Consider the following 26,098-nt stretch of genomic DNA (forward strand, 5'->3'; position numbering starts at 1 on the left):
GCAATACTGGATTCATGTGAATGCTTGGCTCAACCATTGCAGCTTCTGCCTGCAGCATTTGAGCTATTCCAATTTCTCCGTTTTCAAAGGTGGTATATGAATTTAAGGACATATTTTGAGATTTAAATGGAGCTACTTTATATCCTCGGTTTTTATAGATTCTACATAAGGCTGCAACAAGCATACTTTTTCCTGCATTTGATGAGGTTCCCTGAACCATTATACATTTTGCCATAAAATATCACTTTAATTTTTTTAAATTTAATTATAGTTACTTTCTATGTGAAGATTTAAATAATTTATTTTTCTAACTTTAGTTTACTAAAATAGAAAACTTTTTATATATAAGAAAGTTAATATATTTAGTAGTAGGAAAATGTTATATAATGTTGAATTTTTTTTATTATAGATAGTGAGGTTTTTTAATGAAATTTGATGAACAAGAGCCAATTGATAACTCTTCTGATGAGGTTGTTTTAGAGCCTGAAGTCGCTCAAGTAAGCGATGATGAGGAAACTAAACCTATGTTGGATTATGATAATATCAAAAGTTCAGAAGACATTGATGTTCCTCCATTATTAATTGATCAGGTTATTGGACATGAAGAGTCCATTGAAACGATTAAAAAAGCGGCAAAACAGAGAAGAAATATTTTGCTCATAGGAGATCCTGGTGTTGGAAAATCAATGCTTGCAAAAGGAATGGCTCAGATATTGCCCCATGAAACTTTACAGGATGTTTTAATCTATCCGAATGTAGAAGATAATAACCACCCACTTGTAAGAACCGTACCTGCAGGGGAAGGTAAAAAGATAGTTAAGGCAACAAGAGGTTCTGCTAAAGGTCATGAAGAGCGCAAAACTCTTCTTACAACATTAGCTATTGGTGGAGTTTTAGTGATTGGATTTTTCTATGGAAGAATACTTGAATCCATTATCGCAGCAGCATTAATTTTACTTATTTCAATTCAAATCAAACCAAAAGGTAATGTAATGGCTCCAAAATTACTTGTAAATAATGAAGAAAAAAGATTTGCTCCGTTTATGGATGCAACAGGAGCACATGCAGGAGCATTACTCGGTGATGTACGTCACGACCCATACCAGTCTGGAGGATTGGGAACTCCAGCACATGAACGTGTAGAAGCAGGTATGATTCACAAGGCACATCGAGGAGTATTATACATTGATGAAATAGGTACAATGTCAATGAAAACCCAGCAAGAACTACTGTCTGCAATGCAGGAAAAACAATATTCAATTACCGGTCAAAGTGAAAACTCAAGTGGTGCAATGGTCAGATCTCAGGCAGTGCCATGTGACTTTGTTTTAGTGGCATCAGGTAACATACAGGTTCTTGAAGGAATGCATATTGCAATGAGATCACGTATCAGAGGTTACGGTTACGAAGTATTCATGAAAGATTATATGGAAGATACTACTGAAAACAGGGAAAAGCTAGTCCAGTTCGTAGCGCAGGAAGTTAAAAATGACGGAAGAATACCTCATTTTGCTCCGGATGCATTGGATGAAATTATTATGGAAGCAAAACGTAGATCCGGTAAACAGAATGCATTAACATTAAGATTAAGAGAGCTCGGCGGATTGGTAAGGTCTTCTGGTGATGTAGCTATTGAAAAAGGTGAAGATTTAGTTAGGGCAGAACATGTTCTGGAAGCTAAGAAATTCGCAAGAACCCTTGAACAGCAAATAGCTGACAGGTCAATTATCCAAAGAAAAGAATACAGTATGGTTAATTCTGAAGGTGGAAGAGTAGGTTTAGTAAACGGACTTGCAGTAATTGGAGATAGAAGCGGAATAGTATCACCAATTGCAGCTGAAGCAGCACCTGCACAATCTAAAAACGGTGGTCAAATCATCGCTACAGGTAAATTAGGTGAAATCGCATCAGAATCAGTTCAAAACGTAAGTGCATTAATTAAAAAATACACCAACAAGAACTTGTCTGACTATGATATTCACGTTCAGTTTATCCAGACTTACGATGGTGTTGAAGGTGACTCAGCCAGTGTAAGTATTGCTACTGCTGTAATATCTGCTGTAGAGGATATTCCAATTGACCAGACTGTAGCTTTAACCGGTTCACTTAATGTCCGTGGAGATGTAATGCCTATCGGTGGTGCTACAGCTAAAATCGAAGCTGCTGCAGAAGCAGGAATGAAAAAAGTTCTGATTCCAAAATCAAACTTGAAAGATGTAATGATTGAGAAAAAATACGAAGAAATGATTGAAATTATTCCAACAGAAACATTAAGTGATGTTTTAGAAAATATCTTAATCAGCGGAAGCAAAAAAGACCAATTGATTGAAAAAATGAAAGAGATTGGTTCAAAAGTTGCTGACAAAGTTCCTCAATCACCATTAAATAATCCAACTACACACTAGTTGGTTATTTTTTTTCTATTTTTTTTTAAAATTTCGTAATAATTATATATTTTGTTGTATAACTATAATATTATGAGTATTAGGGTAGGTATTGCAAAAACATTGGCAAAAATTGGGGCACCACTTTCGAAGTTGGGATCCGGAAGTGGAAAGAGTTTGGCAGGAATAATTTTTACAAGAGTTGCAGGAATTGATGCAATTTCAGAATTGTCTGATGATTTGGCTATCGGTTCAATTATACTGACAGGAACTAACGGTAAAACAACTACTACTACTCTTTTAATCAATTTATTGTCAAATGATATTCCAATAAGAAGCAGTTTTGAAAGTAACACTATCAATGCTATAGCTTCTGCTTTAATACAACAAAAAGGAGATATCGGTGTTTTTGAATATGGTATCCGTAACATCAAATACGGAATTCCCGATACCGTTCAAAGGGTTGTTGACCCGATTGGTGTAGCCTATACAACAATTTCACCTGAGCATGCTCAAGTGGCAGGGGTTAAAAATCCATTTAAAGATTATTATAAGGCCAAGGAACTTTTGTCGCAGGGTATGGATAAGGGATTTATCATTACCAACACTGACGATCCGAGAACCGCATATTTGGGTTATAAGAAACGAAACGATGTTAAAGTCCATTACTACGGTTTGGAAGTCGATGACATTCATGACTTTTTTGATGCAGATGTTGTCGAGTGTCCTGCATGTGGCAGGGAGTTAAATTATGAAAAACGCTTCCTCAATCACAGGGGAGTTTATTCATGCGAATGCGGATTCAAACGTCCGGAACCAAATGTAAAGCTTACAAATGTTGAATTCACAAATGAAAAATGGATGCTGACGATAGAAGGTAACTTGTTTAACTATCCGAATAAGCATGAAATCTCTTTTAATGTTGATTTAACTGTTCCGCCATTTGGATTCCACAATATTTACAATACTTTGGCTTCAATAACTACTTATGCAACATTCACTCCAAAAGTAGATGATATAGAATCTACCATTCATAAGGTATTTGACAATCTGGATATGTCATTCATTCCGCCTGGAAGATTTGAAGTGACTCGCATTGGCAATAAAATGGTAGGCTTAGGTCAGGGTGATAACGGTGATGCGGCTAAAATCAATGCACTGTTCATGAATCAGTTTGTTGATGGACCTTTGGAATTTATCTACACCACTCCCGATGAAAATGAGGAAGACATATTCGAAGACCACTTTAAGGTAATTAAAGCGATGAATCCTGCTCATGTAATTGTAGTTCCCGGAAGAAAATCAATAGAAAAGGCTGAGGAATATTATAATATCATTAAAAAGGAGTATCCTGATGCTGAATTTTATCCGGTAAGTTATGATGAAATGAAAAAAAGAATTAACATGCTATATGAACTGGCTATTGAATCAAAATACGATTATGTTATAATGACAGGCTGCGGTGAAGAGCAGGCAATGTGGGAAAGTATAAAGCAAAAATTAATTAAGAGATAATCATTTCATCAATTATCTCAGCCAATTTTTTGTATAGTCCATCATCACTCTTTTTAATTTCTCTAAAACCTGATTCTAATTTGCAGTTGCACAAATCAATCATTCCAATCCTGTGGTTAGAAGAATTTTTTTCAATTAGAATTCCAAAATAGACTTCATTTTCCTTAGCATTTTCATCATACTCTTCCTGTGTGATTTTGATTGTATCATCAACAACGGAAAAGATATCGCATTCATTAATCATTGGGATGAAGGCAAGCATTCCGCAGTTGATGAAGATATTTTCATCTTTCAGGATTTTCATGAACTTATCTTCATAGGAATCCTCTTCTGTGATACCGTATCCTTTAATTTCTGATATGGTGTTGCTTCCCATGTAGTTGTTTTCATCAATGATTGTGGCGACCAAATCTGGAGCTACATAAATATCACATTTAGCCCTTATATTTTTAATTGTTTCATAAACATCCATCACAATACGCCCCGTATCTTTCACATAAATCAAGTACTTTGTCAATTTCAGGAATTGATTCAATCCAATCTATAGGTATTGCATCATATCCGTAATAAATTCCTGCCAATCCTCCGCAGATTGCACCGACAGTATCTGTATCATTACCTAAATTAACAGCTTTTAAAACCGCATCCCTGTAATTATCTGTAGTTTTAAGACAATAGATTACGCTTTCAAATGTGGCAATGACATATCCCTTGCTGCTTATTGTATCCTCATCGTTCAAATCATCATTGAAGATTCTATTGAAATGATGCAACTCACCGGAATCCTTATAATACTTTTTGATTTTATTGCTTGCTAAATCAATGTGTTCATCAATTGTCAAATCGTTTTCAAGCATTGATTTGGCCATTTCGATGTAAAAAACGCATGAAATCTTGGACCTTAAATGGCCATGAGTCAATCCGGATACATTTTCAATTGTTTCATAACCGATATCCGGAATGAAAGCCAAGGGCAGAATTCTCATTAGGGAACCGTTTCCGTTGTCTCGTTCACCGGTTTCACCGCAGTTAACGGGTTCAATTCCATTTATATAATTGTAAATTCCTGAAGCTGTCGTTATTCCACAATCAAAAGTATCGTGATACTGCATGTATTTTCCATCCTTCATCCATGCTGTAAATTCTTTCATCATATCTTCATAATCGATGGCCTGTTTATTTGCAATGCTTGCCATTGTAGCTATTGTCAGTGCTGAATCATCAGACCATGTTCCCGGAGGCATATTGTAGGTTCCATAACCTCTCATATCAGTTACAGGATTTTCTTTCAATGACTCTCTGGAAGTGAATTCGACAGGAACGCCCAGGGTGTCACCAATTATTAATCCGATTATTCCATCTTTAACCTTCATGTTTAAACCTCTTGATATCTTGAAAAATCTATGCTATTAGTTAATATGGGATAAGTTGATAATAACATTTTAGTGATATTTATTGTAAAAAATAAATTTTAAATATTTATAATGATTAATTAATTATTAATGACAAGAATCTGTTCTAAATGTAAATATGAAAATCGGGATGATTATGATTATTGTGCCAAATGTGGTACTCCTTTGGTTGAAGGGCTTCAGCCTAGAAATATTAGGATAATAAATGCTGATCCTCAAGTTAATAAAAAAGCAATACTAATATCCTATATTATTACTATTTTTCTTTCATGGAGTGGTTTTATAATAAATATGTTTTCAAAACATTCAAATCTTGGTTTTTTTACATTTTTCGGATTGTTCCTACCATTTTATTTAATTCAAGCTCCAATTTGGGAGATTAAAAAGCATGGTTATATTCAATTGTTCATTGCTCTTGTTGGTGTTTCCCTATCATTCTATGTAATGTTGCATTAAATTCATACTTAACTTTTTATTAGTCAAAAATCATAATTATTAGTGTATACAAAATTTTGGTGATACTATGATTATAGGCGGTTCAGCTTCTCAGGATTTGGCAGCCCATGTTGCTAAGGAATTAGGGGAAGAATTATGTTATGTTGAAATAAAGAAATTTCCGGATGGAGAAAAATATTTACGTATTGATGGAAAAATCGAAGATGAAGTAACTATTATTCAATCTACCGGTTTTCCACAGGATGAAAACTTGATGGAGTTAATATTTTTAATTTCCACTGTTAAGGAACTCGGTGCCAAAAAGGTTCGTGCTGTTGTTCCGTACATGGGATATGCCAGACAAGAGAGAAGATTTAATGACGGTGAAGCCATTTCTGCTAAAATCATCTGTCAATTGATTGAATCTGCTGGCGCCGATGAATTTATTACATTCAATATCCATGAAGAATGTGTTTTAAACTTCTTCAACATTAAAGCGCGCAACATTTCAGCAATGCCTGCAATAGCTGAATATTTAAATAAGAAATATTTCAAGAAAACTGATGAGAAGCCATTGATTATTGCTCCGGATAAGGGTGCATATGGTTTTGCACAGGAAATGTCTGAAATCATTGACTGTGATTGCACATATTTATCTAAAGTTCGTTTAGGGCCGGATAAAGTAGAAACTAGGATTGTTGATGTTAGATGTGACAGCGAAAGTGAAAATACTGTTAATGTGGATTCAGTAAAAGGCAAGCATGCAGTTATTATTGATGATATCATCGCTACCGGTGGGACCATTGTTAATGCAATAAACATTTTAAAGCAATACGGTGCCAGTAAGGTTGATGTATGCTGTGTACACCCAATTCTAACAAACAACGGTGCTGTTAGAATTTATGCGGCAGGCGCAGAAAAAATTATCGGTACAAACAGTCTGTCTTCCGATACTTCCCGTGTATCCATTGCAAAAAGCATTGCAGAAGCATTGAGAGATTAAAAGCATATATTTAATTCATCAAAAGATGAATTTTATTATATATTTCTTTTTTTTAACGATAAACATATTAATTTTTAATCTGTTTAAATAATTTGGATAAGATTTTAAGATTTTTGAAATAATAGTCCCATACATTCAAATTCTTTTCAAAAGTTTTATAATTAATTAAAAATAAAATATTAAAAAAAGATTAATATGTCTTGTTTATTACAGATATTTTTACAAAATATGGTATTTTTTATATTAAAATATCGTAATAATTCTTGAATGTTTAAGGGGATTTTTTCATGTTGAGGTTAGAATTTTTATCCAAAAAATTATTAATTTTACTTTTGTGCGGAGTGCTATTGTGTAGTTTGCAGGCCTGCGCAGCATGTACTGCAGTATATGTAGGGCAGGATGTAAGTGATGATGGTTCGATAATTGTTGCCAGAACAAATGATTATCCTGGAGTCTGGGGAAATCATGTAACAGTAACTCCTGCAGTAGAGAATGAATCCGGACGGACCATGCCTGTAAATATTGATGGATCGGTACAAGCAGAGATTCCAGAAACTACTTATAAATACACTGCGACACCATATATGAATAGTACATTAAACAATTGGGATCAGCCCTGCCCTGATGCGGCTGCATGTACTAATGAATATGGTGTAGTCATGACCATGTCTGTTACAGCATATGCAAATGCGGCTGCATTAAGCGCAGACCCATTAGTCGACACAGGTATTTGTGAAGATGCTGCTACGGATCTTGTGATTTGTCAGAGTAAAACAGCCAGAGAAGGTGTAGGAGTTCTTTTAGGAATTATTGATGAATATGGTAGCGCCGAGTCCAATATTGCTATCATTGCTGATCAGAGCGAAGCATGGTATATAGAGATGTATACCGGACATCAGTATGCTGCTGTGAAGCTGCCAACCGACAAAGTATCCGTATTTGGTAATGAGTTTTCTTTAGAATACTTATCTGAGTTTGATGATTATATTATATCTAAAGAATTAATTAGTCTTGCAGAGAAAAATGGTTTCGTGGTATATGGTGAAAATAATGAGGTTAATTTGCTTGACACATATTCAGGAATAGAGACTGTCGCTGACTACTCTCATATGAGGACTTGGATTGGACATCAGATTCTTGCGCCTTCAAAATTCGGTGCAGACTATGACCAAAAAGCTGTCTATCCTCTCTGTTTTACACCAGATAAAAGCGTTTCACTACAAGATGTTAGTCGGATTGTGCGTAATAGGTATGAAGGAACAAAATATTGTCCTGATGAGAATGGCAGAAATGATATACGTGTGATTGGAACTGAAGCAACATTAAGTGCCCATGTGATACAAGTGTTCCCTGACCTTCCGGCAGAAATGTCATGTATTTGTTGGGTTAGTTCAGGTCCAGTAATTTCTGGTGTTCTTGTACCATTATCCAATGACTGTATAAATGTTAGTGAAGCTTATGCAGCTAATCAGCCTGCAAATGAAAGCGATGTCTTTGATACAAATTACCCTTACTATCTATTTAAGGATATTTCTACTCGATGTATGGAACCGGGAGATTACGAAATTTACGGTAAATCTGTGAAAGCATACTGGTATGAAGCGGAAAGTAATATGTTTGCTGGAATGAGTAAAGTAATTGAACAAGCAGAGAAAATAGAGGATAAGAATATTAGGGCAAATTATATCACTTCATACTGTAATTATATGCAGACCATGGCATTCAATGACGGGAAAAAAATACTCAACGAGGTGGCTTGGACACAAAGCAGATATAGTAATAGTTTTAAAATCGATGGTGATGGTGATGTGATAGTTATACCTCCAATGGAAATAAAGCTTAATGCATCAAAATATAAATATGTTCCTGATGTACCAGGCAACACTACCAATTCAACCATTTATGCAAAAGACATTGTCAAAGTCTTTAGAAATGAAACACAATTTTATGCAACATTTTTTGACAATGAAGGAAATTACCTGGCCAATGGAACTGTGGTCACATTCAATATAAATTACATGTCATATAACCGTACAGTTGGTGCGAATGGTATAGCTAAAATGAATATTAACCTTAATCCCGGAAAATACATAATTACTTCCATCAACACAGTCACGGGTGAAAACGTGACAAATAATGTTACAGTAATTTCAAGAATCACTGAAAACCGTGATGTCACCAAATATTATAAAAATGCTACTCAATACACTGTTAAATTAATTGGTGATGACGGTAATCCTGTTGGTGCAGGTGAAAATGTTACATTCAACATTAATGGTGTATTTTACACTCGTACAACTGATGAATCAGGAATTGCAAAATTAAATATTAACTTACAGCCTGGAAATTATGTTATTACTGCAGAATACAAAGGATGTGAGGCATCTAATAATATTACAGTTTTACCGGTGTTATCAGCTAATGATTTAACTAAAAAATATGGAACTCCTGATCAATTTGTTGCAACTTTGATTGATGGTCAGGGAAAAGTCCTTGCTGGTAAAAATGTTACATTTAACATTAATGGCGTATTCTACAACAGGTTAACTGACGGCAATGGTCAGGCTAAGTTAAACATTAACTTAATGTCTGGTGAATATATAATAACTTCAAGTTATAATGGAAATAGCATTGGAAATAAAATTACTGTCACCAGTTGAGATTAAATTATAGTCTCAACAATTTTTTTATTTTTTTAATAATTTAAACAAATATCTTTAAAATTAAAGAAAAATTAGAACGAATTTTTTTTCATGTTGGATTGGTATTAAATAACATTGCACTAATCTGAAAGATAGTGATAATATTTAATTAATATAATTTTAATAATATAATCTATTGTATAAGATAAGTGATAGATATTTTAAGATGTATTGGGGGAATAGAATGCCAGTTGATAAGGAAAAGATGAAACAGGATTTAATGGATGAATCAAATAGCATTCTTAAAGAATGGAATGAGCCTTTTGTTGTTGATACAATTTCTGTAATGAATGCTCAGGGAAAAATAACTTTTTTAGGTTCCCTAAGAATATTTGATGAGAGAAATGCTTCTGACATAATGAAGGAAGTTAAATCTAAATTTGCAAAATATGGTAAGTTAACCGTTAGGGATGAAAAGGTAGTGCCATGCTGCTCTGCTAGATATACCCATATTAGTTTTAATGTTGTTGTAGATAACTCATGAAAGAATTTAAGCTTAATTCACAATATAAACCACTTGGTGATCAGCCTAAAGCTATTGATTCACTGGTTGATGGTATCAATAATGATGTTCGGGAACAGACATTATTGGGAGTAACAGGTTCAGGTAAGACTTTTACAATGGCTAATGTCATTGAAAAAGTTCAAAAACCAACTTTAGTTATTTCACATAATAAAACCTTGGCTGCGCAATTATATGAGGAATTTAAAGAATTTTTCCCGGATAATGCGGTAGAATATTTTGTCAGCTATTATGATTATTATCAGCCGGAGGCATATGTGCCAAGAACGGACACCTTCATTGATAAAGAATCCTCTGTTAATGAAGACATTGATATGATGCGACACTCAGCAACCCAGTCACTGCTTTCAAGGGATGATGTTATTGTTGTCAGCAGTGTAAGCTGCATTTATGGTATAGGTTCTCCTGAAGACTATGGGGAATTTGCATTCGGAATAGCTGTTGGCGATATCTATGACCGTTCAGAAATTATTAAAAGGCTAGTTTTCATGCAATATGAGCGAAATGATATTGAATTTGACCGAGGACAGTTCAGGGTCAGGGGTGATGTCATTGAAATCAATCCGGTTCATGGAACGCCTCCGATAAGAATTGAACTCTTTGGTGATGAAATAGATGCAATAAGTATCATAGATAATGTTACCGGCAAGAAAAAAGAAAGCCTTCAAAGATACATGATTTTCCCAGCAAAGCACTTTGTTGTCGGACAGGATAAGATGGATGTGGCATTGGCCAACATCAAAGCCGAATTGAACGACAGATTGAATGAGTTAAATGCCATGAATAAAATATTGGAAGCTCAAAGATTAGAGCAGAGAACCCGTTTTGACATTGAAATGCTTCAGGAAATGGGATACTGTCCTGGAGTAGAAAACTATTCAATGCATTTGTCCGGACGTCAATGGGGAGAAAAGCCATACTCTCTTTTAAAATATTTCCCGGATGATTTTTTAACGATTATTGATGAATCACATGTGACGGTTCCCCAAATTCGCGGAATGTACAATGGAGACCGTGCACGTAAAGAAACCCTTGTAGAATATGGATTCAGGCTGCCGTCAGCAAAAGAAAACAGACCTTTAAGGTTTGATGAGTTTGAATCAAGTATAGACAAGGTAATCTATGTATCTGCAACTCCCGGACCATATGAACTTGCCAAGTCACGAAATGTGGTTGAACAGATTATTCGTCCTACAGGTCTGGTTGATCCTGAAGTAGTAATAAGGCCTGTTGAAGGCCAGGTTGAAGATTTGCTCGGTGAAGTTAAAAAGAGAGCCGAAAGGGACGAACGTGTACTTGTTACAACATTAACCAAAAGAATGGCAGAGGATTTAACCGATTACTATGCAAGAATAGGTATAAAAGTAAGATATATGCACTCGGAAATTGATACCCTGGAGAGAATTGACATTGTTGATGATTTGAGAAGGGGAACATTTGATGTTCTTGTCGGTGTAAACCTGTTAAGAGAGGGTCTTGATTTGCCTGAAGTTTCTCTTGTAGCTATTTTGGATGCGGATAAAGAAGGATTTCTAAGAAATGAAACATCATTAATTCAAACAATCGGGCGTGCTGCAAGAAATGTCAACGGTCAGGTAATAATGTATGTTGATGAAATGACCCAATCCGTCAGGAATGCAACGGATATCACCAGAAAACGCCGTTTCCTCCAGATGAAATATAATGAGGAACATGGAATCGTACCGAAATCCACTACAAGAACCCTGAAAGAAAAAACCGAAGCCGAAGAAAAGATTGCGTCCGGTGCAGACATTAGTAAAATGCCTAAAGATGAATTGCGACTACTCATTAAGGATGTTGAAAGTGACATGAAAGAGGCGGCTGCAAGGCTTGACTTTGAACGGGCAGCAGAGTTAAGAAACAAATTATATGCGCTTAAAGGCTTTGAAAAGAACTGATTTTTTAAACATATGTATCAACAAATTAAATTAAATATCTAATTAATTCATATTATTAATTATGGGATGGAAAAAAATCAACAGATATCTGATATATTTAATTTCATTATTCATTATTTCTTTGGGAGCTTCTCTATCCATCAAAGCTAATTTGGGAACTTCCCCGTTGATTTGTCTCCCCTATGTTTGCAGTCTGATTGTTAAATTGAGTGTTGGAGAAGTGATGTTTGTAATTACTGTTATCTACATTGTTATTCAATTTGCTCTTTTAGGAAGAGATTTTGAAAAAAGACAATATCTGCAATTTATTATAGGTTCAATCTTTTCTTTTTTTGTTGATTTTTCATTGATGCTTGTTAATTTCATAAATCCTCATGATTATATTAGCCAATTAATATTATTGCTTGTAAGTTGCATTGTAGTTGCTTTTGGAGTACTGCTGGAAATTCAAACTGAAGTGGTCTACCTTCCGGCAGACGGTATTATTGTAGCTATTGCAAAAGTATTGAATAAGGAGTTTTCAAAGGTAAAGCCCTATGTTGACACGTCAATGGTTATCATTGCAGCCATTTTGTCAGTCATATTTTTAGGATATCTGGCCGGAGTACGTGAAGGTACAATCATTTCAGCTTTAATCATAGGACCTATTGTCAAGATACTTAAAAATCATTTTGACCCGTATATTTCCAGATTAATTGAATGATTTTTTCAAACAAAATAAATAAATATTATAAAATGTATAATATATTTGAAATATTTATAATGGAGAAGATATAATGATGCATAAAATTTGTCCAAGATGCGGTTCTAAACGCGTAAAATGGATTATTCCTCAAAACTGGTCACAATTTGTATGTTATGACTGCGATTATACTGGACCGATTATTGAAGGAAATGATGAATTGGCTGAAGAAATTCATGAAAATTATTTAGAATCATTAAAAGAATCAGAAGATGAAGCTGATGAATAATTGGAGGCAATTTCATGTCTGAAAATATTAAGAATCCACCTAGTGATGATGCATTCCCAATCGTATCTACATTATTTATTAACAAACGTTTTAACAGTAATCCTGAAATAACCATCAATGGTCTATCATTAACAATTCTTGATTTGATTATGCAAAATCAGATTAAATGTAATATTGAATGGCCGGAATCACATGATATTTCTAAAAAATTAACTGAAGAAGATATCGAAGTAATGAAAAGTATAACCTTAAGAATAGCAAACAAAGGAGAATTAAAAACTTCAGAAACTTCAGCAATTAAGCTTTTGAAAACAATGAATAAAGGTAAAAAGTTCAACTTGAAGGAAATGCTGAAACAAAGTAAAAACTCTTCAATAGCCAATAAATTTTACGAAGATTTTATTGATTATAAGAAAGCGCTTGAAAATGAAAATAAATATACATCTAAAGATTACAAGGATATTTTATCTGATGGAAAACTAACTAATGCAGGTAATGATCTTAAAAAAGAATGGAAGGACTTCCAAAAATATTTGACATCACAGGAATTGACTGAACAGTATCCTCCAGAATCCGTTGATGAAAATGCAGCTCAAATATTATATGGGGCCTGCTTTAACATAGAAAAGGATACTTTGGCAATTAGGGAGAACAATTCTACCCTGGCTGACTTCATTGATAAGGATGGATTCAAACTGTTAAATGCGATATTCAGCAATGCCTATTCAAATGTCAGTAAAAAGACTAAAGGTGACGGAATATTTTATGGAATAAATGACAAATACACTATCCCTGGCGGAGCATAGTGTTTTTCATTTCTTTTTTTATTTTTTTTACTTTTAATCAAATCTTTTTTTTCAAATTATTTCTAATCAAATGCTCTCTCTAATAGTTTATATATTATAGAACAAAAATATTAGTTTAGGAGATTATTATGACAGGGGAGTCTAAAAAACAAATTATCATTAAGGGAGCTAGAGAGCATAATCTGCAAAATATTGATGTAAGCGTCCCCCGTGATGAATTCATTGTGATTACTGGATTAAGTGGCTCTGGAAAGTCTTCATTGGCTTTTGATACAATTTATGCTGAAGGACAGCGTAGATATGTTGAATCATTATCGGCCTATGCAAGACAGTTTTTGGGTCAGATGAAAAAGCCGGAAATGGAATATATTGAAGGATTATCTCCAGCTATTTCAATTGATCAAAAGACAACAAGGGAAAATCCAAGATCAACTGTAGGTACCATTACGGAAGTTTATGATTATTTAAGATTATTGTTTGCAAGAATAGGCATTCCGCACTGTCCTAACTGTGGGCGTGAAATATCACACCAGACTATAGGTCAAATTGGGGACAGTATAATTGAAGAGGGTGAAGGCCTTAAAATTCAGATACTCTCACCAATTGTCCGTGACAGAAAAGGTCAGCATAAGGATGTCCTGGAGGAATTGAGAAACAAGGGTTTTGTCCGTGTAAGGGTTGACGGTGAAATCCGTGACCTGGAAGAAGACATTGACCTTGCTAAAACATACAGGCACAATATTGAAGTGGTTGTGGATCGTTTAAAAATAAGAAAAGACGTTGATTTCAAAAGAAGACTTGTCGATTCGCTTGAAACTGCTGCAGAGTTTGCAGAGGGTTTAATCAATGTATTATTCACAACAGATGACGGTGAATACGAAAAAAAATATTCAGAACACTTCGCATGTGTTGACTGCGGAATAAACTTTGAGGAATTAACTCCACGTATGTTTTCATTCAATGCTCCTCAGGGGGCTTGTCCGGAATGTAACGGTATCGGTTCTAAAATGGAAATTGATCCTAGTTTGATAGTACCTAATCCTCATTATACGCTGAATGAAGGAGCTATTGCCCCATGGTCAAAATCTGCTAAAAGGGAGAATTACTACTATCAGATGTTGGAAGCAGTTTCAAATTACTTTAACTTTAGTATGGATGTTCCGTTTAATGAGCTTCCTCAGGAATATCAGGATACAATATTATATGGATGCAATGACAAGATTCCATTCACTTTTAAAAGAAGAAACAAATCTTATATGGTAAATCGAAGATTTGAAGGAGTAATTCCAAGAATGGAAAGATTATATCTTGAAACAAAATCAAATTATTCAAGAAAATACATTTCAAAATTCATGAGCGACAGGAAATGCCATGTCTGTAACGGTAAAAGATTGCGTCCTGAAGTTTTAGCGGTTACTGTTGGAGGCAAATCAATTGCTGATGTTGTAGAACTTCCAATCAAAGATGCTTATCAGTTCTTCCTTGATTTAGAATTAACCGAAAGGGAACAGTTTATCGCAAAAGAGGTTTTAAAGGAAATCAGGGAAAGATTAAAATTCCTTGTTGATGTAGGGCTTGACTATCTCTCAATGGAAAGGTCTTCAGGTACCTTATCAGGTGGTGAAGCTCAAAGGATTAGGTTGGCTACTCAAATTGGTTCTGGGCTTGTCGGTGTTTTATACATTTTGGACGAACCGAGTATAGGTCTTCACCAAAGGGATAATGTTAAGCTAATAGGAACATTGAAAAGGCTAAAAAATCTTGGAAATACTGTGGTTGTCGTTGAACACGATGAGGAAACGATATTATCTGCAGACCATGTGGTTGATATTGGTCCTGGAGCCGGTGAGCATGGCGGTAAAGTTATTGCTCAGGGTACACCTCAGGAAATCATGATGTGTGAAGATTCAATAACCGGAAGATATCTCTCAAGAAAAGAAGTCATAGATGTTCCCAAAACTCGCCGTGAAGGAAATGGGGAGTTGATAACAATTAAAGGAGCAAAACAGAATAATCTTAAAGATATTGATGTTGAAATTCCTTTAGGCAAGTTTACCTGTGTTACTGGTGTCAGCGGTTCCGGAAAAAGTAGTTTGATTAATGAAATTTTATATAAGGGAACTAAAGGAGAATTATCTCATAAATTCACTTTTGCAGGCAAATATGATGAAATTGAAGGATTGAAAAACATTGACAAGGTCATAGCTATTGACCAAAAACCAATCGGACGTACACCAAGATCAAATCCTGCTACATACACTGGAGTATTTACAGATATTCGTGATTTATTTGCAAACACTCCTGAATCTAAAGCACGAGGATATAAGCCGGGCAGATTTAGTTTCAACGTTAAGGGAGGAAGATGTGAAGCATGTTCCGGTGACGGTATTGTTCAAATAGAAATGCACTTCTTGGCTGATGTTTATGTTCCGTGTGAGGTCTGTGGCGGTAAAAGGTATAATGATGAAACATTAGATGTTCGTTATAAAGGTAAAAATATCTATGAAGTCCTGGAAATGACTGTGGAAGAAGCATTGGAATTCTTTGAACACATTCCAAAAATACATAAAAAGCTTAAGACATTGGATGATGTTGGATTGGGCTATATGAAAATAGGTCAGCCTGCAACTACATTGTCTGGTGGTGAAGCTCAAAGAATTAAACTGGCAAAGGAATTGTCAAGAACAAGTACAGGAAATACATTATATATTTTAGACGAACCGACAACTGGTCTTCACTTTGCTGACATTAAACGTTTGCTAGATGTACTTGCCAGATTAACTGATGCAGGCAATTCAATTGTTGTCATTGAACATAACTTGGATGTTATTAAAACTGCGGACCATATCATTGACTTGGGTCCCGAAGGTGGAGATGGTGGAGGACGTGTTATTGCAACAGGAACTCCAGAAGATGTGTCTAAAAGCGGCACTTATACTGGTGAATTTTTAGATAAAGTACTCAATGAAAACATCACTCCTTATGCAAAGGAATTAATGGATGCTAAATAGTTTTTTTAGCATTTTTAATTAATTTAATGTAAAAAATAGTTTTTTTTTAATTTTTCAATGTTTGATTGTGAAGCAAAAAGCCTCACAATACAAAAACATTGAATTTAATTCTTTAATGGGAGATATGTTTTAATATATTATTTTAATTATTTAAAGTTTTCATTCAAAATGGTATTGAAATGTATTTAGCAAAACTATTATTAATAAAGATAATAAAAAGTAATAGTTGAGGAGATAATGTGAATTTTAATTTTTATGAAGCATTTTTAATTTTTATTCGTGGATTATTAATGGGTTCTGCTGATATCGTTCCAGGTGTTTCCGGCGGAACAATGGCATTGATTACTGGAATTTATGGCCATCTGATAGAGGCAATCAGTAATATTAAATTCGGATTTATAAAGCCTTTATTTAAAGGTGATTTTAAAGGAAGTTGGAATAAATTACTTGAAGAATTTGATTTTAAATTTTTAATCCCGTTGATTTTAGGTATTGGGGTTGCTTTTTTAACATTGGCTAAAGTGGTTACCTATTGTATGGATGTTCACACTGCATTAACATTTTCATTCTTCTTAGGTTTAATTATAGCTTCAGCTGTAGTATTATTTAAAAAGCTTAATAAAATCAATTTGACTAACATAATATTTGCAGCAATCGGATGTATTTTAACTTATGTTTTCGTTAGTCTAAATCCAATAGCTGCCAATCACTCTTTGCCCATATTGTTCATTTCAGGAATGATTGCAATCTGTGCTATGATTTTGCCCGGTGTTTCTGGATCATTCTTATTGTTATTGCTTGGGCAATACAAATACATGTTAAATGCTCTTCATCAACTTCATTTCACAGAAATCATTGTTTTTGTGGTGGGTGCAGTAATAGGTATTCTTGGATTTTCAAAAATATTGAATTATCTGCTTAAAAACCATGAAGAGGTAACAATGGCATTTCTTATTGGAGTCATGCTTGGATCACTTAGGGTTCCTGGTGTTGAAATAGTCAATGCTACCGGTTTAAGCATTTCCGCTTTAGTGCCATGTTTTGTCGTTGCAGTTATTGCATTTGTAATTATTATAATCATGGAAACAAAATTTGATTACATAGAGTAATCAAATTCCAATTCTTTTTTTTAAATATATAATTTCGTTAAATTTTTCATTTCATAATCTTAAAATTTTTCTGCAAAAAGTTAAATAAAATGAAAAACTCTAATTAATATTAATGGTACATAATATTTTTAATAATTATAGGCAAAGGATGGTTGCAATTACGGACGGTGTTTTTGCAATCGCTATGACAATTCTTGTTTTGGAAATTGCTGCTCCGGCTGTATCTGAAATAACATCGGGTGCTGCTTTAAATGAGTATTTTATAACTTACCTGATTCCGTCGATTCTAATATATTTCTTAAGTTTTTATATTGTATATAATTTCTGGGAAAATACTGTTATTCTTTATAATTTTACAAAAGTAAGCAATGATGTATTGTCGTTAAATGTTCTTACAATGGCAACGGTCTGTTTAACACCCTTTGCAACAGGATTTCTTTTCAATTTTTATAATTATACTCTTGTAAATGTATTTTTTTCATTGCTGATTATGGTAACCAGTTTATTATACATTGTAATGTTTATAATATTGGTCAGGGATAATTATTCTGAGTATTTTAAGAAAAAAGATGAAATAAAAACTGTTATAGACAAAAAGCATGATGACGGTATCGAATTAGACAATCTAAGAATATATGCTAGAGGTGTTGTGTTAACATTATTCTATCTGTTGCTCTCACCTTTTATAACTTCAATAATATCTCTTGTATTAGCATTCTTCTCTCCGTTAGCTAGTATAGCATCATTCGTATTGATTTTAATTTTAAGGTTTGCAATTAGAATGAAACGTTCTACAAAAGACCAATTAGTTAATATAGAACTGACTGATGAGGAAAGGGAGTTAGTTGATAATATTAGACAAAGCATCTACGGTGAGGACTAAATCCCAATACTTTTTTTCTCTTTTTCTTTTAGACGGATACTGATTATGGATTTTTTTTAATTAACGCAAGTGATTACATGCGAAAACATTAATATACTCCTTCTTTTAATGCCTTATTGAGTGTGAAGTAATTAATCATAATAACAAATCTAATTCATAGGATGTTGTTATTTAAAAAGGTTAATTATTTCTAAAAAAATAATTGGGGGAATACTATGTGGTTTGACGGCTTATTCGATGTATTGTATTATGTATTAAAAGAAGAAGAGAACTGATAGAAATTATTTAATTTTTATCTTATCTCAAATTTTATTAATTATTAAACTTATATTAAAATATAATGCTAGTTTTAAAAAAGATAAAAAAACAGTGGAGATTATATCCTATAGGTTCACCAAAAGGTGCACTAAATCATAAAAGAGAGCCGGAATTTGTAGGGAATATTAAATTTACAAATGAGGGTGATTCTTTATCTATTTCTAGATTTATAGCAGATTATAATTTTAAGGAAAATTCCACATTAAATGAAAAGTTAGTTCCTCCGGGTGAAGTCATTAAACTTCTTCGTTCCCAGGCCGTATTTTTAGCGACTCATGATGAGAAAGTGGAAAATTTCCTAAAGGGTCTTAATGTAAAAGTTAGGCACACTCGCGTATGTGATTACTGCGCTTATGATGGGAAAATTACTATCGTTAATTCTGATTTTTCTTACAAATATCAAAATCAATTAATATGTAAGGAATGTGCTTTGGATACAATCAAAAATGAAATTAAGCTTCAGGGATTTGACAAAAAGATTTTTAGAAATCTTAAGAGTACTTTAGAAAAAACTGGAAATTTGGAAAAAACTTTATCTGTCATTGATCCACATTTCAATCCATTAAAAAATAGGGATTTGACATTATTTGATAGAACATCCTTAAAGTCCAGATTGAAGATTCCAACAGTCGAAATGAAGCGTTTAAAAATTGACCATGATTTTAGAGATATTCTGATTGAAAACGGAAATGACAAGCTCTTGCCTGTACAATATTTGGCTATCCATGAAGGATTGCTTAAAGGAAAAGATTTGCTTGTTGTAAGTGCTACCGGAAGTGGTAAGACTTTGGTTGGTGAGCTTGCAGGTATTTCACAGGCTTTAAAAGGCAAGCAATTCATCTTTCTAACGCCTTTAGTGGCTTTGGCAAATCAGAAATATCGTGATTTCAAAAAGAAATACAAAAAGCTTGGTTTGAAAGTAGCCATTAAGGTTGGCCGCAATCGTGTAAAGGCTAAAGGTGAGTTAAAACTGCCGGATTCTGATGTTTCAAAAGCAGATATTGTTGTTGCAACATACGAGGGGATTGATTTTTTACTTAGAAACGGAAATTCAAATACATTAAGCAATTTGGGTGTAGTTTTAATAGATGAAATTCACATGATTGATGATGAGGATCGTGGTACTCGTTTAAACGGTTTGATTAAAAGAATCAAGCATTTGTATCCGTCAACCCAAATCATAGGACTGTCTGCTACAGTTAAAAATCCTCAGTTTTTAGCTAATGAATTTAATATGAAACTGGTTGAATATCCGGACAGGCCAGTGCCGCTGGAAAGGCACCTGGTTTATGTCAGAAATGAATCATCAAAACGTCATTTGATGGCTAAATTGGCTAAAAGAGAATTCAATTCAAAATCTAAGAAAGGATATAGGGGACAAACCATAATATTTACCAATTCAAGACGTAAAACTCACAAAATCACTAACTTCTTGCAGGAAAAGCATATTAATGCAGCTGCATATCATGCAGGTTTATCATATTATAAAAAAGAAAAGATAGAAAAGGACTTTGACAGGGCCAGGCTGTCTGTTGTTGTCACTACTGCTGCATTGGCTGCAGGTGTTGACTTTCCGGCATCCCAAGTAATTTTTGACTCTCTTGTAATGGGTAACCAATGGATTAATCCTAATGAATTTTCACAGATGCTGGGACGTGCCGGAAGACCTAGCTATCACGATAGGGGTATTGTATATTTGATTCCGGAAGTTGGAAATGACTTTGCAGGAGAAAGTGAAGAGGCAAAAGCACTGGAACTGCTTGAAAGCAATAGTGAAGATGTATTTATAGAATATGATGAAGAAAGTTCTTATGAACAGATTTTGGCTGATATTTCATCCACATCCATCAAAAGTTTTGATGAATTGACTGATTTCTATAAAGATATTGATGTTCCAATCAGTTTGGAAATTGCAATTGGTGAAATGAAAAAGTTAGGTTTAATAAGTGATGATTTTAAAATAACTAAATATGGAAGGGCCACATCAGTATCATTTTTAAGCATAGATGATGCTGAATTTATTAGGACGGCTCTTGACGATTGGGATTATTTGATTAATTATGTTAAATTATCTCCAATGTATAAAAACAGGCAGGAATATGATAAGCTAATGGTTAAAATAATTGCAATGGCTCTGGATTTGGAATTGTTTGAAAATGCATACTTATCTTCAGTTATTCACAATCAGATAGCAAATGCATTGAAAATCAAGTTTTCAACTAGGCTGTTTGCAGAGTCCACATTGGATATCATTTCTTCCGGTGAAGCCATAGATAAGCTGGATTCAAAATTCCAGGATGCTTTAATACGTCTTCAAAGTGACTTCTTAAAGTGCAATTGTCAGGACAGGCCATTTTGCAGATGTATGCAACTCGGAATATCTGAAGTGATAATTCATGAACGTTTGAAAGGCAAGGACCCGGTTGACATATCAAATAAGCTATTCAGAAAATATCAGATTCAAGTTTATCCCGGAGATATATTCTCATGGTTAGATAATTTCGTTAAAAACTTAGATGCAATAAAAAGGATAGCAAAAGCATTTAATCGTAAGAGCATTGAACGTAAAACTTCTTATTTAATTAAAAAAATAGAAAATGGGTAATAAAATGTTTGTAGAAGATAAAATTTTAATTGGTGGTGATGTTTATTTACTACCAAAAATGGCAAATAGGCATGGTTTGATTGCAGGTGCAACGGGAACCGGTAAAACGATAACCCTCAAGACACTGGCTGAATCCTTCAGTGATATGGGAGTGCCAGTATTTCTCGCTGACATGAAAGGAGATATTTCAGGTCTTGCAAAAACCGGAGAAATGAATGAAAATGTAGCCAAAAGGGTTGAAGGAATCGATTCCTTTAAGCTTAAGGCATACCCTGTTGAATTTTGGGATTTATTCGGGCAAAAAGGTTTGCCTATTCGTGTAACATTGTCTGAAATGGGTCCTACATTATTATCTAAAATTTTAAACCTAACTGAAGCGCAAAGCGGTGTTTTAAACATTGTATTTAAAGTGGCGGATGAAGAATCTTTACTTATCATTGACATTAAAGATTTGAAGTCTATGATAAACTATGTTGTTGAGCACAAGGATGTTTACGAACCTATGTATGGTGCAATTGCAGCAAAATCAGCCAATACAATTTTAAGAAACTTGATTACCATGGAGGATCAGGGAGGAAATGATTTCTTTGGAGAACCTGCTCTTGATTTGAATGACTTTTTAAGGGTTGATGATTCTGGATACGGTGTAATCAATATTTTAGATGCTCAAAAATTATCCATGTCTCCTGAAATTTACTCATCATTTTTACTTTGGATGTTATCTTCATTATATGAACAGTTACCTGAAGTAGGGGATGCAGACAAGCCTAAATTTGTATTTTTCTTTGATGAAGCACATTTGATCTTTGATGATATGGGTCCTGAATTCCTCAAAAAAATTGAACAGATTACTCGTTTAATTCGTTCTAAAGGCGTTGGATTGTATTTCATTTCACAGTCTCCAGCAGACATTCCTGATGAAGTATTGGGCCAATTGGGAAATAGGATTCAGCATGCCCTAAGGGCTTACACTCCAAAAGACCAAAAAGCGGTTAAGGTTGCTGCAGAAACATTCAGGGCCAATCCTGAATTTGATACTGCAGAAGTTATTTCCAATTTAGGTATTGGTGAAGCATTGGTATCTGTCTTGGATGAAGGCGGTGTTCCAACTGTTGTTGAAAAAGTCAACATTGTTGCTCCACAATCATATATTGGACCTATTGATGATGCATTAAGGGCGGAATTGATTAATCTGTCAGAATTGAAGGATAAGTATGCCCAGGCTGTTGACAATGAATCCGCTTATGAAATTCTTGCAAATAAAATCAATCAAAATGAAAATATTGAAAGTGAGGTGCTTCCTGCTCCAGAAACCCCACCAGTACCTCAGGAAGCTCCTGAAGAAGCCCCTCAAACTCAAGAGGCCGAAGGTCCATCCCTCGGCGGTTTTGATTTGGGAAGCATTTTGGGCGGAGGACAGCCTGCAGGTAGAAGGACTAAAAAGACTGCTCAGCAAGTGGCTGTTGAAAGAGCGGCATCTACTGCAGCAAATACTGTTGCACGTGAAGTGACCAAAGGTATTATGAGAGGATTGTTCGGACAGATGAAGTGATTGGTATGGCTCACCCTCATGTTGATGTAATTTCCTCAATGGAAGATGCATCTAAATTGATAGATATAATACATGAATCTAAAATCAGTTATGTTAGAAGTAATTTAAGCATACATCTTCACGAAAGTCAGATAAAGTTATTGAAGAATGTAGCTAAACACAGTAAAAAACATCATAGGAAGGTTCGTGTAAGGCAATTTGCAAAAATTTCAGATGATGACAAACACTTCAAACTCCATTCAAGATTGTTTCTAAAAAGATATGAAAAATTGGCCAAAAAAGATTTGGTGGAAATTTTGGATGTTGATGATTTGCCATATGACGTTGTCCTGACTGACTATGGAAAAGAAATCTTATCTGAAATTAAGGATTTGGAAAATAAATGGGCTGAAATTGCCGATTGTGATATTGATGAATTGCGAAAGATTGCCCTTAATACTTTTGATATCACATATAAGTTCAAGAAAAGTCAGAAATACCAATTCTAAATGGACAAGCTATTGAGTCGTAAGCATTGATTACTTCTTCAATAGCATCATTTCTATTTTTAAAGAAAAATAAGTGACTTTCACAATCACAGTCACTGCAGCCGAAATCCTGTATGAATTCGTTTTTTTCACTTAATTTCAAAGCCAATTCGCATTCCACTTTTTTGTCAAGATTATATATTACTTCAACTATTTCCCCATATTTCAATAGATAATCGATGTGCCAGTGAAGCTTTTTTGATTTGGAAATGTGTCTTTTTACACGGGACTCCAGATTATTCATTGCTGATCCAACGTAAACGTAAGTTCCTTTTTTAAAATCAATTTTGAGTTTTTTTCCTACTTTTAATCTTCTGTTATTTTCAACTGCAATAACTAAACAGTAGCATCCCTTCATTATTTTTAATATTATTTTTCAATGCTTATATTATTTTACAAGTTGAAATAAATATTTATACGGGTTTATTTTTTTAATTAAACAAAGTTATATTGTTTAAACTTATAATAGATAAATTTAAAAACTATATAATATAAAATAAGTTGTATAAATTAATATTGGTGAAATCTATGGATTATTATGAATATGATTGTGATAAAATTGATGTCCTTGATAATGTATTGTCCCATATGAGTGTTAGGCAGTACGATGATGCGCTTGAATATCTTGATAATTTGGATTTATTTGAAATAAATGATCCTTTGCTGTTGATGAGTAAAGCTCAATGCTATTTAAGACTTGATAAAAAAGATGAGGCTTATGAACTTTATAGGGATGCTATAAAATTATGTGATGAAAATTTGAAGGATAAAAAAGATCCCTTTATTTTAAATATTAAAGGAAACTGTTACCTGATTTTGAAAAAATATATTAAAGCTATTGAATGCTATAATGAGGTATTGAATATAGATGATGAAAATACATTGGCATTAAGCTTCAAATCAGTTGCATTAATAAGGTTGGATGAATTGGATGCGGCTTATGAATGTTTGGATAGGCTTCTGGAAATTGATTCCGAAAATAATGATATCAAATTGTTTAAAGTTCAGTATTTGAATAGCATGGAGAGGTATGATGAATCATTGGAAATATTGGAAGAGGTGTTAAACGATTCTTTTGAATATCCTCATGCATATATGCTGAAAGCGGATGCATTATATGAAACAAAACATTTTGATGAAGCTTTAATTAATGTAAATAAATCGCTGGAACTGAATCCGGACATTTCCTATTCATGGTATTTAAAGGCGAAGATTTTCATGGAATATGGAAAGTATGAATATGCCTTAAATGATTTTGATAAAGCATTGTCCATTGATTCTAATGTAGACTGCTATTTATTTGATAAGGCATCCTGTTATTTAAATTTATTGAGATATGATGAAGCATATGAAACTTATGTGAACGCTTTTAAGCTGAATCCTCACAGCGGAGGTATTGCAAATTCGGATATTTTTTTGGATTTCATCAAAGACTTGAAGGCAATTAATAAAAACTAGTTAAAATAGATATATTCATATGGAATTTAAGATTAAATCGAAGGGTCATAAGAATGTATCATCTCTTCATAAATCTACCTTTGAGATAACAAAAGATTTGGAAATTGGACCAACTGCAGATTGCATAATCGGTGTGGATATGGATGATTCCATGCTGGATTTCCCACAGGAATTCAAGGATAAAATTGCGAATTCCAATACTAGGATTTTAGTTTTGCTGGATACTCCTAATGCTCATGATGAAATTATTGGCTTTGGGCATGAAGATCTGACTTTAACGCATCCTACAGATATTGTTTGCAGAACCAGTGACTTCACCTGTCCCAGGACATTAATGATTAAATCCTCAAAAGCTGCTCGTGACTTGAATTTTGATTTAATCAATGATTTAAAAAATGAAGAAATTCTGGAAGTTACTATTAAAATCGTTGAATAATAGTTAACTATATATAATCATTAAAACATAATTATTAATAACCACTTTTGTTTTATGCGGGGGTGGTCGAGCGGTCAAAGGCGCTAGGTTGAGGGCCTAGTGGGTTAGTCCCTTCGCGGGTTCAAGTCCCGTCCCCCGCACTATTTCGAATTTTCTTTTTTTGATTAACTATATATGTTTTAAAATTTAGAGTTATATTTATCTAATTAATAAATGGTGATAAAATATGAAAGCAGTTATTCCTGCAGCAGGTTTTGGTACAAGATTCTTGCCTGCTACAAAGGCACAACCTAAAGAAATGTTGCCTGTATATGATAAACCAACTATTCAATATGTTATTGAAGAAGCGGTGGCTTCAGGTATCGATGATATTTTAATCGTAACCGGTAGAAATAAGCGTTCTATTGAAGATCACTTTGATAAATCTTTTGAACTTGAACAGACATTGCAAAGTGCAGGTAAAGATGATCGTTTAAGACAAGTTCGTGCAATCACGGATTTGGCTGATATTTGTTATGTAAGGCAAAAA

General features: G+C 33.9%; 22 protein-coding genes, 1 tRNA gene and 1 pseudogene. 20 read left to right on the top strand and 4 right to left on the bottom strand.

All coding sequences use genetic code 11. The features are described 5' to 3' along the window. Positions 1–235: pseudogene (locus ACKI3Q_RS08095) on the bottom strand (cobyric acid synthase CobQ); the annotation flags it as partial. A gap of 289 nt (positions 236–524) precedes the next feature. Here ACKI3Q_RS08095 and lonB point away from each other — a divergent pair. Together lonB and ACKI3Q_RS08105 are read left to right on the top strand one after the other, a co-directional pair. Beyond that, positions 525–2,405 (top strand): ATP-dependent protease LonB, encoded by a 1,881-nt coding sequence (gene lonB, locus ACKI3Q_RS08100; protein WP_407416057.1) that lies wholly within the window; start codon positions 525–527, stop codon positions 2,403–2,405. 72 nt (positions 2,406–2,477) lie between these two features. Continuing rightward, complete coding sequence (locus ACKI3Q_RS08105; RefSeq protein WP_407416020.1) at positions 2,478–3,899, top strand: Mur ligase family protein; 1,422 nt, start codon at positions 2,478–2,480, stop codon at positions 3,897–3,899. Here the strand turns inward: ACKI3Q_RS08105 and ACKI3Q_RS08110 are convergent. Both ACKI3Q_RS08110 and ACKI3Q_RS08115 read right to left on the bottom strand, forming a co-directional pair. Then, entirely contained in the window at positions 3,889–4,371 is a 483-nt protein-coding gene (locus ACKI3Q_RS08110) for a hypothetical protein (RefSeq protein ID WP_407416022.1), read from the bottom strand. The two genes, ACKI3Q_RS08105 and ACKI3Q_RS08110, sit on opposite strands and share 11 nt — an antisense overlap. Next, on the bottom strand, positions 4,358–5,272 hold the full coding sequence (locus ACKI3Q_RS08115; RefSeq protein WP_407416024.1) for an ADP-ribosylglycohydrolase family protein: 915 nt from the start codon (positions 5,270–5,272) through the stop codon (positions 4,358–4,360). Before ACKI3Q_RS08115 ends, ACKI3Q_RS08110 begins: the two co-directional genes overlap by 14 nt. Before the next feature lie 129 nt (positions 5,273–5,401). On the opposite strand from ACKI3Q_RS08115, the gene ACKI3Q_RS08120 reads away from it, so the two are divergent. The 14 genes from ACKI3Q_RS08120 to ACKI3Q_RS08185 all read left to right on the top strand — a co-directional run bounded on the left by ACKI3Q_RS08120 (position 5,402) and on the right by ACKI3Q_RS08185 (position 23,636). Further along, positions 5,402–5,767 (top strand): zinc-ribbon domain-containing protein, encoded by a 366-nt coding sequence (locus tag ACKI3Q_RS08120; protein ID WP_407416026.1) that lies wholly within the window; start codon positions 5,402–5,404, stop codon positions 5,765–5,767. A 67-nt stretch (positions 5,768–5,834) separates the two neighbouring features. Beyond that, positions 5,835–6,749 carry a ribose-phosphate diphosphokinase gene (locus ACKI3Q_RS08125; RefSeq protein ID WP_407416028.1) on the top strand — a complete coding sequence of 305 codons (915 nt, stop codon included), beginning with the start codon at positions 5,835–5,837 and terminating at the stop codon, positions 6,747–6,749. Positions 6,750–7,036: 287 nt separating this feature from the next. Then, positions 7,037–9,409, top strand: a complete 2,373-nt coding sequence (locus ACKI3Q_RS08130) for a C69 family dipeptidase (protein ID WP_407416030.1) — start codon at positions 7,037–7,039, stop codon at positions 9,407–9,409. Positions 9,410–9,635: 226 nt separating this feature from the next. Beyond that, positions 9,636–9,935, top strand: a complete 300-nt coding sequence (locus tag ACKI3Q_RS08135; protein WP_296799076.1) for a hypothetical protein — start codon at positions 9,636–9,638, stop codon at positions 9,933–9,935. Then, the gene (gene uvrB / locus ACKI3Q_RS08140; RefSeq protein ID WP_407416032.1) at positions 9,932–11,893 is read left to right on the top strand and encodes an excinuclease ABC subunit UvrB; all 1,962 of its coding nucleotides are present in this window, start codon (positions 9,932–9,934) and stop codon (positions 11,891–11,893) included. Before ACKI3Q_RS08135 ends, uvrB begins: the two co-directional genes overlap by 4 nt. 61 nt (positions 11,894–11,954) lie before the next feature. Next, positions 11,955–12,596, top strand: a complete 642-nt coding sequence (locus tag ACKI3Q_RS08145; RefSeq protein ID WP_407416034.1) for a YczE/YyaS/YitT family protein — start codon at positions 11,955–11,957, stop codon at positions 12,594–12,596. A gap of 73 nt (positions 12,597–12,669) precedes the next feature. Further along, the gene (locus tag ACKI3Q_RS08150) at positions 12,670–12,864 is read left to right on the top strand and encodes a hypothetical protein (RefSeq protein ID WP_407416036.1); all 195 of its coding nucleotides are present in this window, start codon (positions 12,670–12,672) and stop codon (positions 12,862–12,864) included. 14 nt (positions 12,865–12,878) lie between these two features. Next, positions 12,879–13,670 carry a hypothetical protein gene (locus ACKI3Q_RS08155; protein WP_407416037.1) on the top strand — a complete coding sequence of 264 codons (792 nt, stop codon included), beginning with the start codon at positions 12,879–12,881 and terminating at the stop codon, positions 13,668–13,670. A gap of 128 nt (positions 13,671–13,798) precedes the next feature. Further along, positions 13,799–16,681, top strand: a complete 2,883-nt coding sequence (gene uvrA / locus ACKI3Q_RS08160) for an excinuclease ABC subunit UvrA (RefSeq protein WP_407416039.1) — start codon at positions 13,799–13,801, stop codon at positions 16,679–16,681. Positions 16,682–16,971: 290 nt separating this feature from the next. Next, positions 16,972–17,790, top strand: a complete 819-nt coding sequence (locus tag ACKI3Q_RS08165; protein WP_407416059.1) for a DUF368 domain-containing protein — start codon at positions 16,972–16,974, stop codon at positions 17,788–17,790. Positions 17,791–17,902: 112 nt separating this feature from the next. Then, a complete protein-coding gene (locus ACKI3Q_RS08170) occupies positions 17,903–18,673 on the top strand; it encodes a TMEM175 family protein (RefSeq protein WP_407416041.1) in 771 nt (256 codons plus the stop codon). 340 nt (positions 18,674–19,013) lie between these two features. Further along, positions 19,014–21,596, top strand: coding sequence for a DUF5814 domain-containing protein (locus ACKI3Q_RS08175; protein ID WP_407416043.1), 2,583 nt, complete (start codon positions 19,014–19,016; stop codon positions 21,594–21,596). Between the two features lie 4 nt (positions 21,597–21,600). Further along, positions 21,601–23,148 carry a helicase HerA-like domain-containing protein gene (locus ACKI3Q_RS08180; protein ID WP_407416045.1) on the top strand — a complete coding sequence of 516 codons (1,548 nt, stop codon included), beginning with the start codon at positions 21,601–21,603 and terminating at the stop codon, positions 23,146–23,148. 5 nt (positions 23,149–23,153) lie between these two features. After that, entirely contained in the window at positions 23,154–23,636 is a 483-nt protein-coding gene (locus ACKI3Q_RS08185; protein ID WP_407416047.1) for a hypothetical protein, read from the top strand. On the opposite strand, the gene ACKI3Q_RS08190 is transcribed toward ACKI3Q_RS08185, so the two are convergent. Next, positions 23,608–24,033: a GIY-YIG nuclease family protein gene (locus tag ACKI3Q_RS08190; protein ID WP_407416049.1), complete on the bottom strand. Its 426-nt coding sequence runs from the start codon at positions 24,031–24,033 to the stop codon at positions 23,608–23,610. The genes ACKI3Q_RS08185 and ACKI3Q_RS08190 overlap by 29 nt on opposite strands. Before the next feature lie 170 nt (positions 24,034–24,203). On the opposite strand from ACKI3Q_RS08190, the gene ACKI3Q_RS08195 reads away from it, so the two are divergent. The 4 genes from ACKI3Q_RS08195 to ACKI3Q_RS08210 all read left to right on the top strand — a co-directional run. Continuing rightward, positions 24,204–25,133: a tetratricopeptide repeat protein gene (locus tag ACKI3Q_RS08195; RefSeq protein ID WP_407416051.1), complete on the top strand. Its 930-nt coding sequence runs from the start codon at positions 24,204–24,206 to the stop codon at positions 25,131–25,133. Positions 25,134–25,152: 19 nt separating this feature from the next. Continuing rightward, a complete protein-coding gene (locus ACKI3Q_RS08200) occupies positions 25,153–25,569 on the top strand; it encodes a DUF371 domain-containing protein (protein ID WP_407416053.1) in 417 nt (138 codons plus the stop codon). 56 nt (positions 25,570–25,625) lie between these two features. Next, positions 25,626–25,709 (top strand) — tRNA-Leu (locus tag ACKI3Q_RS08205). 86 nt (positions 25,710–25,795) lie between these two features. Continuing rightward, positions 25,796–26,098, top strand: a 303-nt coding sequence (locus ACKI3Q_RS08210; protein ID WP_407416055.1) for a sugar phosphate nucleotidyltransferase, incomplete at its 3' end; no start/stop codon positions are given.

The organism is Methanobrevibacter sp., from assembly GCF_045636185.1.
Lineage (GTDB): Archaea > Methanobacteriota > Methanobacteria > Methanobacteriales > Methanobacteriaceae > Methanocatella.

Coding starts and splice junctions, on each gene's coding strand:
- lonB (WP_407416057.1), top strand. CDS start 525: ATGTTGGATTATGATAATATCAAAAGTTCAGAAGACATTGATGTTCCT.
- ACKI3Q_RS08105 (WP_407416020.1), top strand. CDS start 2,478: ATGAGTATTAGGGTAGGTATTGCAAAAACATTGGCAAAAATTGGGGCA.
- ACKI3Q_RS08110 (WP_407416022.1), bottom strand. CDS start 4,371: ATGGATGTTTATGAAACAATTAAAAATATAAGGGCTAAATGTGATATT.
- ACKI3Q_RS08115 (WP_407416024.1), bottom strand. CDS start 5,272: ATGAAGGTTAAAGATGGAATAATCGGATTAATAATTGGTGACACCCTG.
- ACKI3Q_RS08120 (WP_407416026.1), top strand. CDS start 5,402: ATGACAAGAATCTGTTCTAAATGTAAATATGAAAATCGGGATGATTAT.
- ACKI3Q_RS08125 (WP_407416028.1), top strand. CDS start 5,835: ATGATTATAGGCGGTTCAGCTTCTCAGGATTTGGCAGCCCATGTTGCT.
- ACKI3Q_RS08130 (WP_407416030.1), top strand. CDS start 7,037: ATGTTGAGGTTAGAATTTTTATCCAAAAAATTATTAATTTTACTTTTG.
- ACKI3Q_RS08135 (WP_296799076.1), top strand. CDS start 9,636: ATGCCAGTTGATAAGGAAAAGATGAAACAGGATTTAATGGATGAATCA.
- uvrB (WP_407416032.1), top strand. CDS start 9,932: ATGAAAGAATTTAAGCTTAATTCACAATATAAACCACTTGGTGATCAG.
- ACKI3Q_RS08145 (WP_407416034.1), top strand. CDS start 11,955: ATGGGATGGAAAAAAATCAACAGATATCTGATATATTTAATTTCATTA.
- ACKI3Q_RS08150 (WP_407416036.1), top strand. CDS start 12,670: ATGATGCATAAAATTTGTCCAAGATGCGGTTCTAAACGCGTAAAATGG.
- ACKI3Q_RS08155 (WP_407416037.1), top strand. CDS start 12,879: ATGTCTGAAAATATTAAGAATCCACCTAGTGATGATGCATTCCCAATC.
- uvrA (WP_407416039.1), top strand. CDS start 13,799: ATGACAGGGGAGTCTAAAAAACAAATTATCATTAAGGGAGCTAGAGAG.
- ACKI3Q_RS08165 (WP_407416059.1), top strand. CDS start 16,972: ATGGGTTCTGCTGATATCGTTCCAGGTGTTTCCGGCGGAACAATGGCA.
- ACKI3Q_RS08170 (WP_407416041.1), top strand. CDS start 17,903: ATGGTACATAATATTTTTAATAATTATAGGCAAAGGATGGTTGCAATT.
- ACKI3Q_RS08175 (WP_407416043.1), top strand. CDS start 19,014: ATGCTAGTTTTAAAAAAGATAAAAAAACAGTGGAGATTATATCCTATA.
- ACKI3Q_RS08180 (WP_407416045.1), top strand. CDS start 21,601: ATGTTTGTAGAAGATAAAATTTTAATTGGTGGTGATGTTTATTTACTA.
- ACKI3Q_RS08185 (WP_407416047.1), top strand. CDS start 23,154: ATGGCTCACCCTCATGTTGATGTAATTTCCTCAATGGAAGATGCATCT.
- ACKI3Q_RS08190 (WP_407416049.1), bottom strand. CDS start 24,033: ATGAAGGGATGCTACTGTTTAGTTATTGCAGTTGAAAATAACAGAAGA.
- ACKI3Q_RS08195 (WP_407416051.1), top strand. CDS start 24,204: ATGGATTATTATGAATATGATTGTGATAAAATTGATGTCCTTGATAAT.
- ACKI3Q_RS08200 (WP_407416053.1), top strand. CDS start 25,153: ATGGAATTTAAGATTAAATCGAAGGGTCATAAGAATGTATCATCTCTT.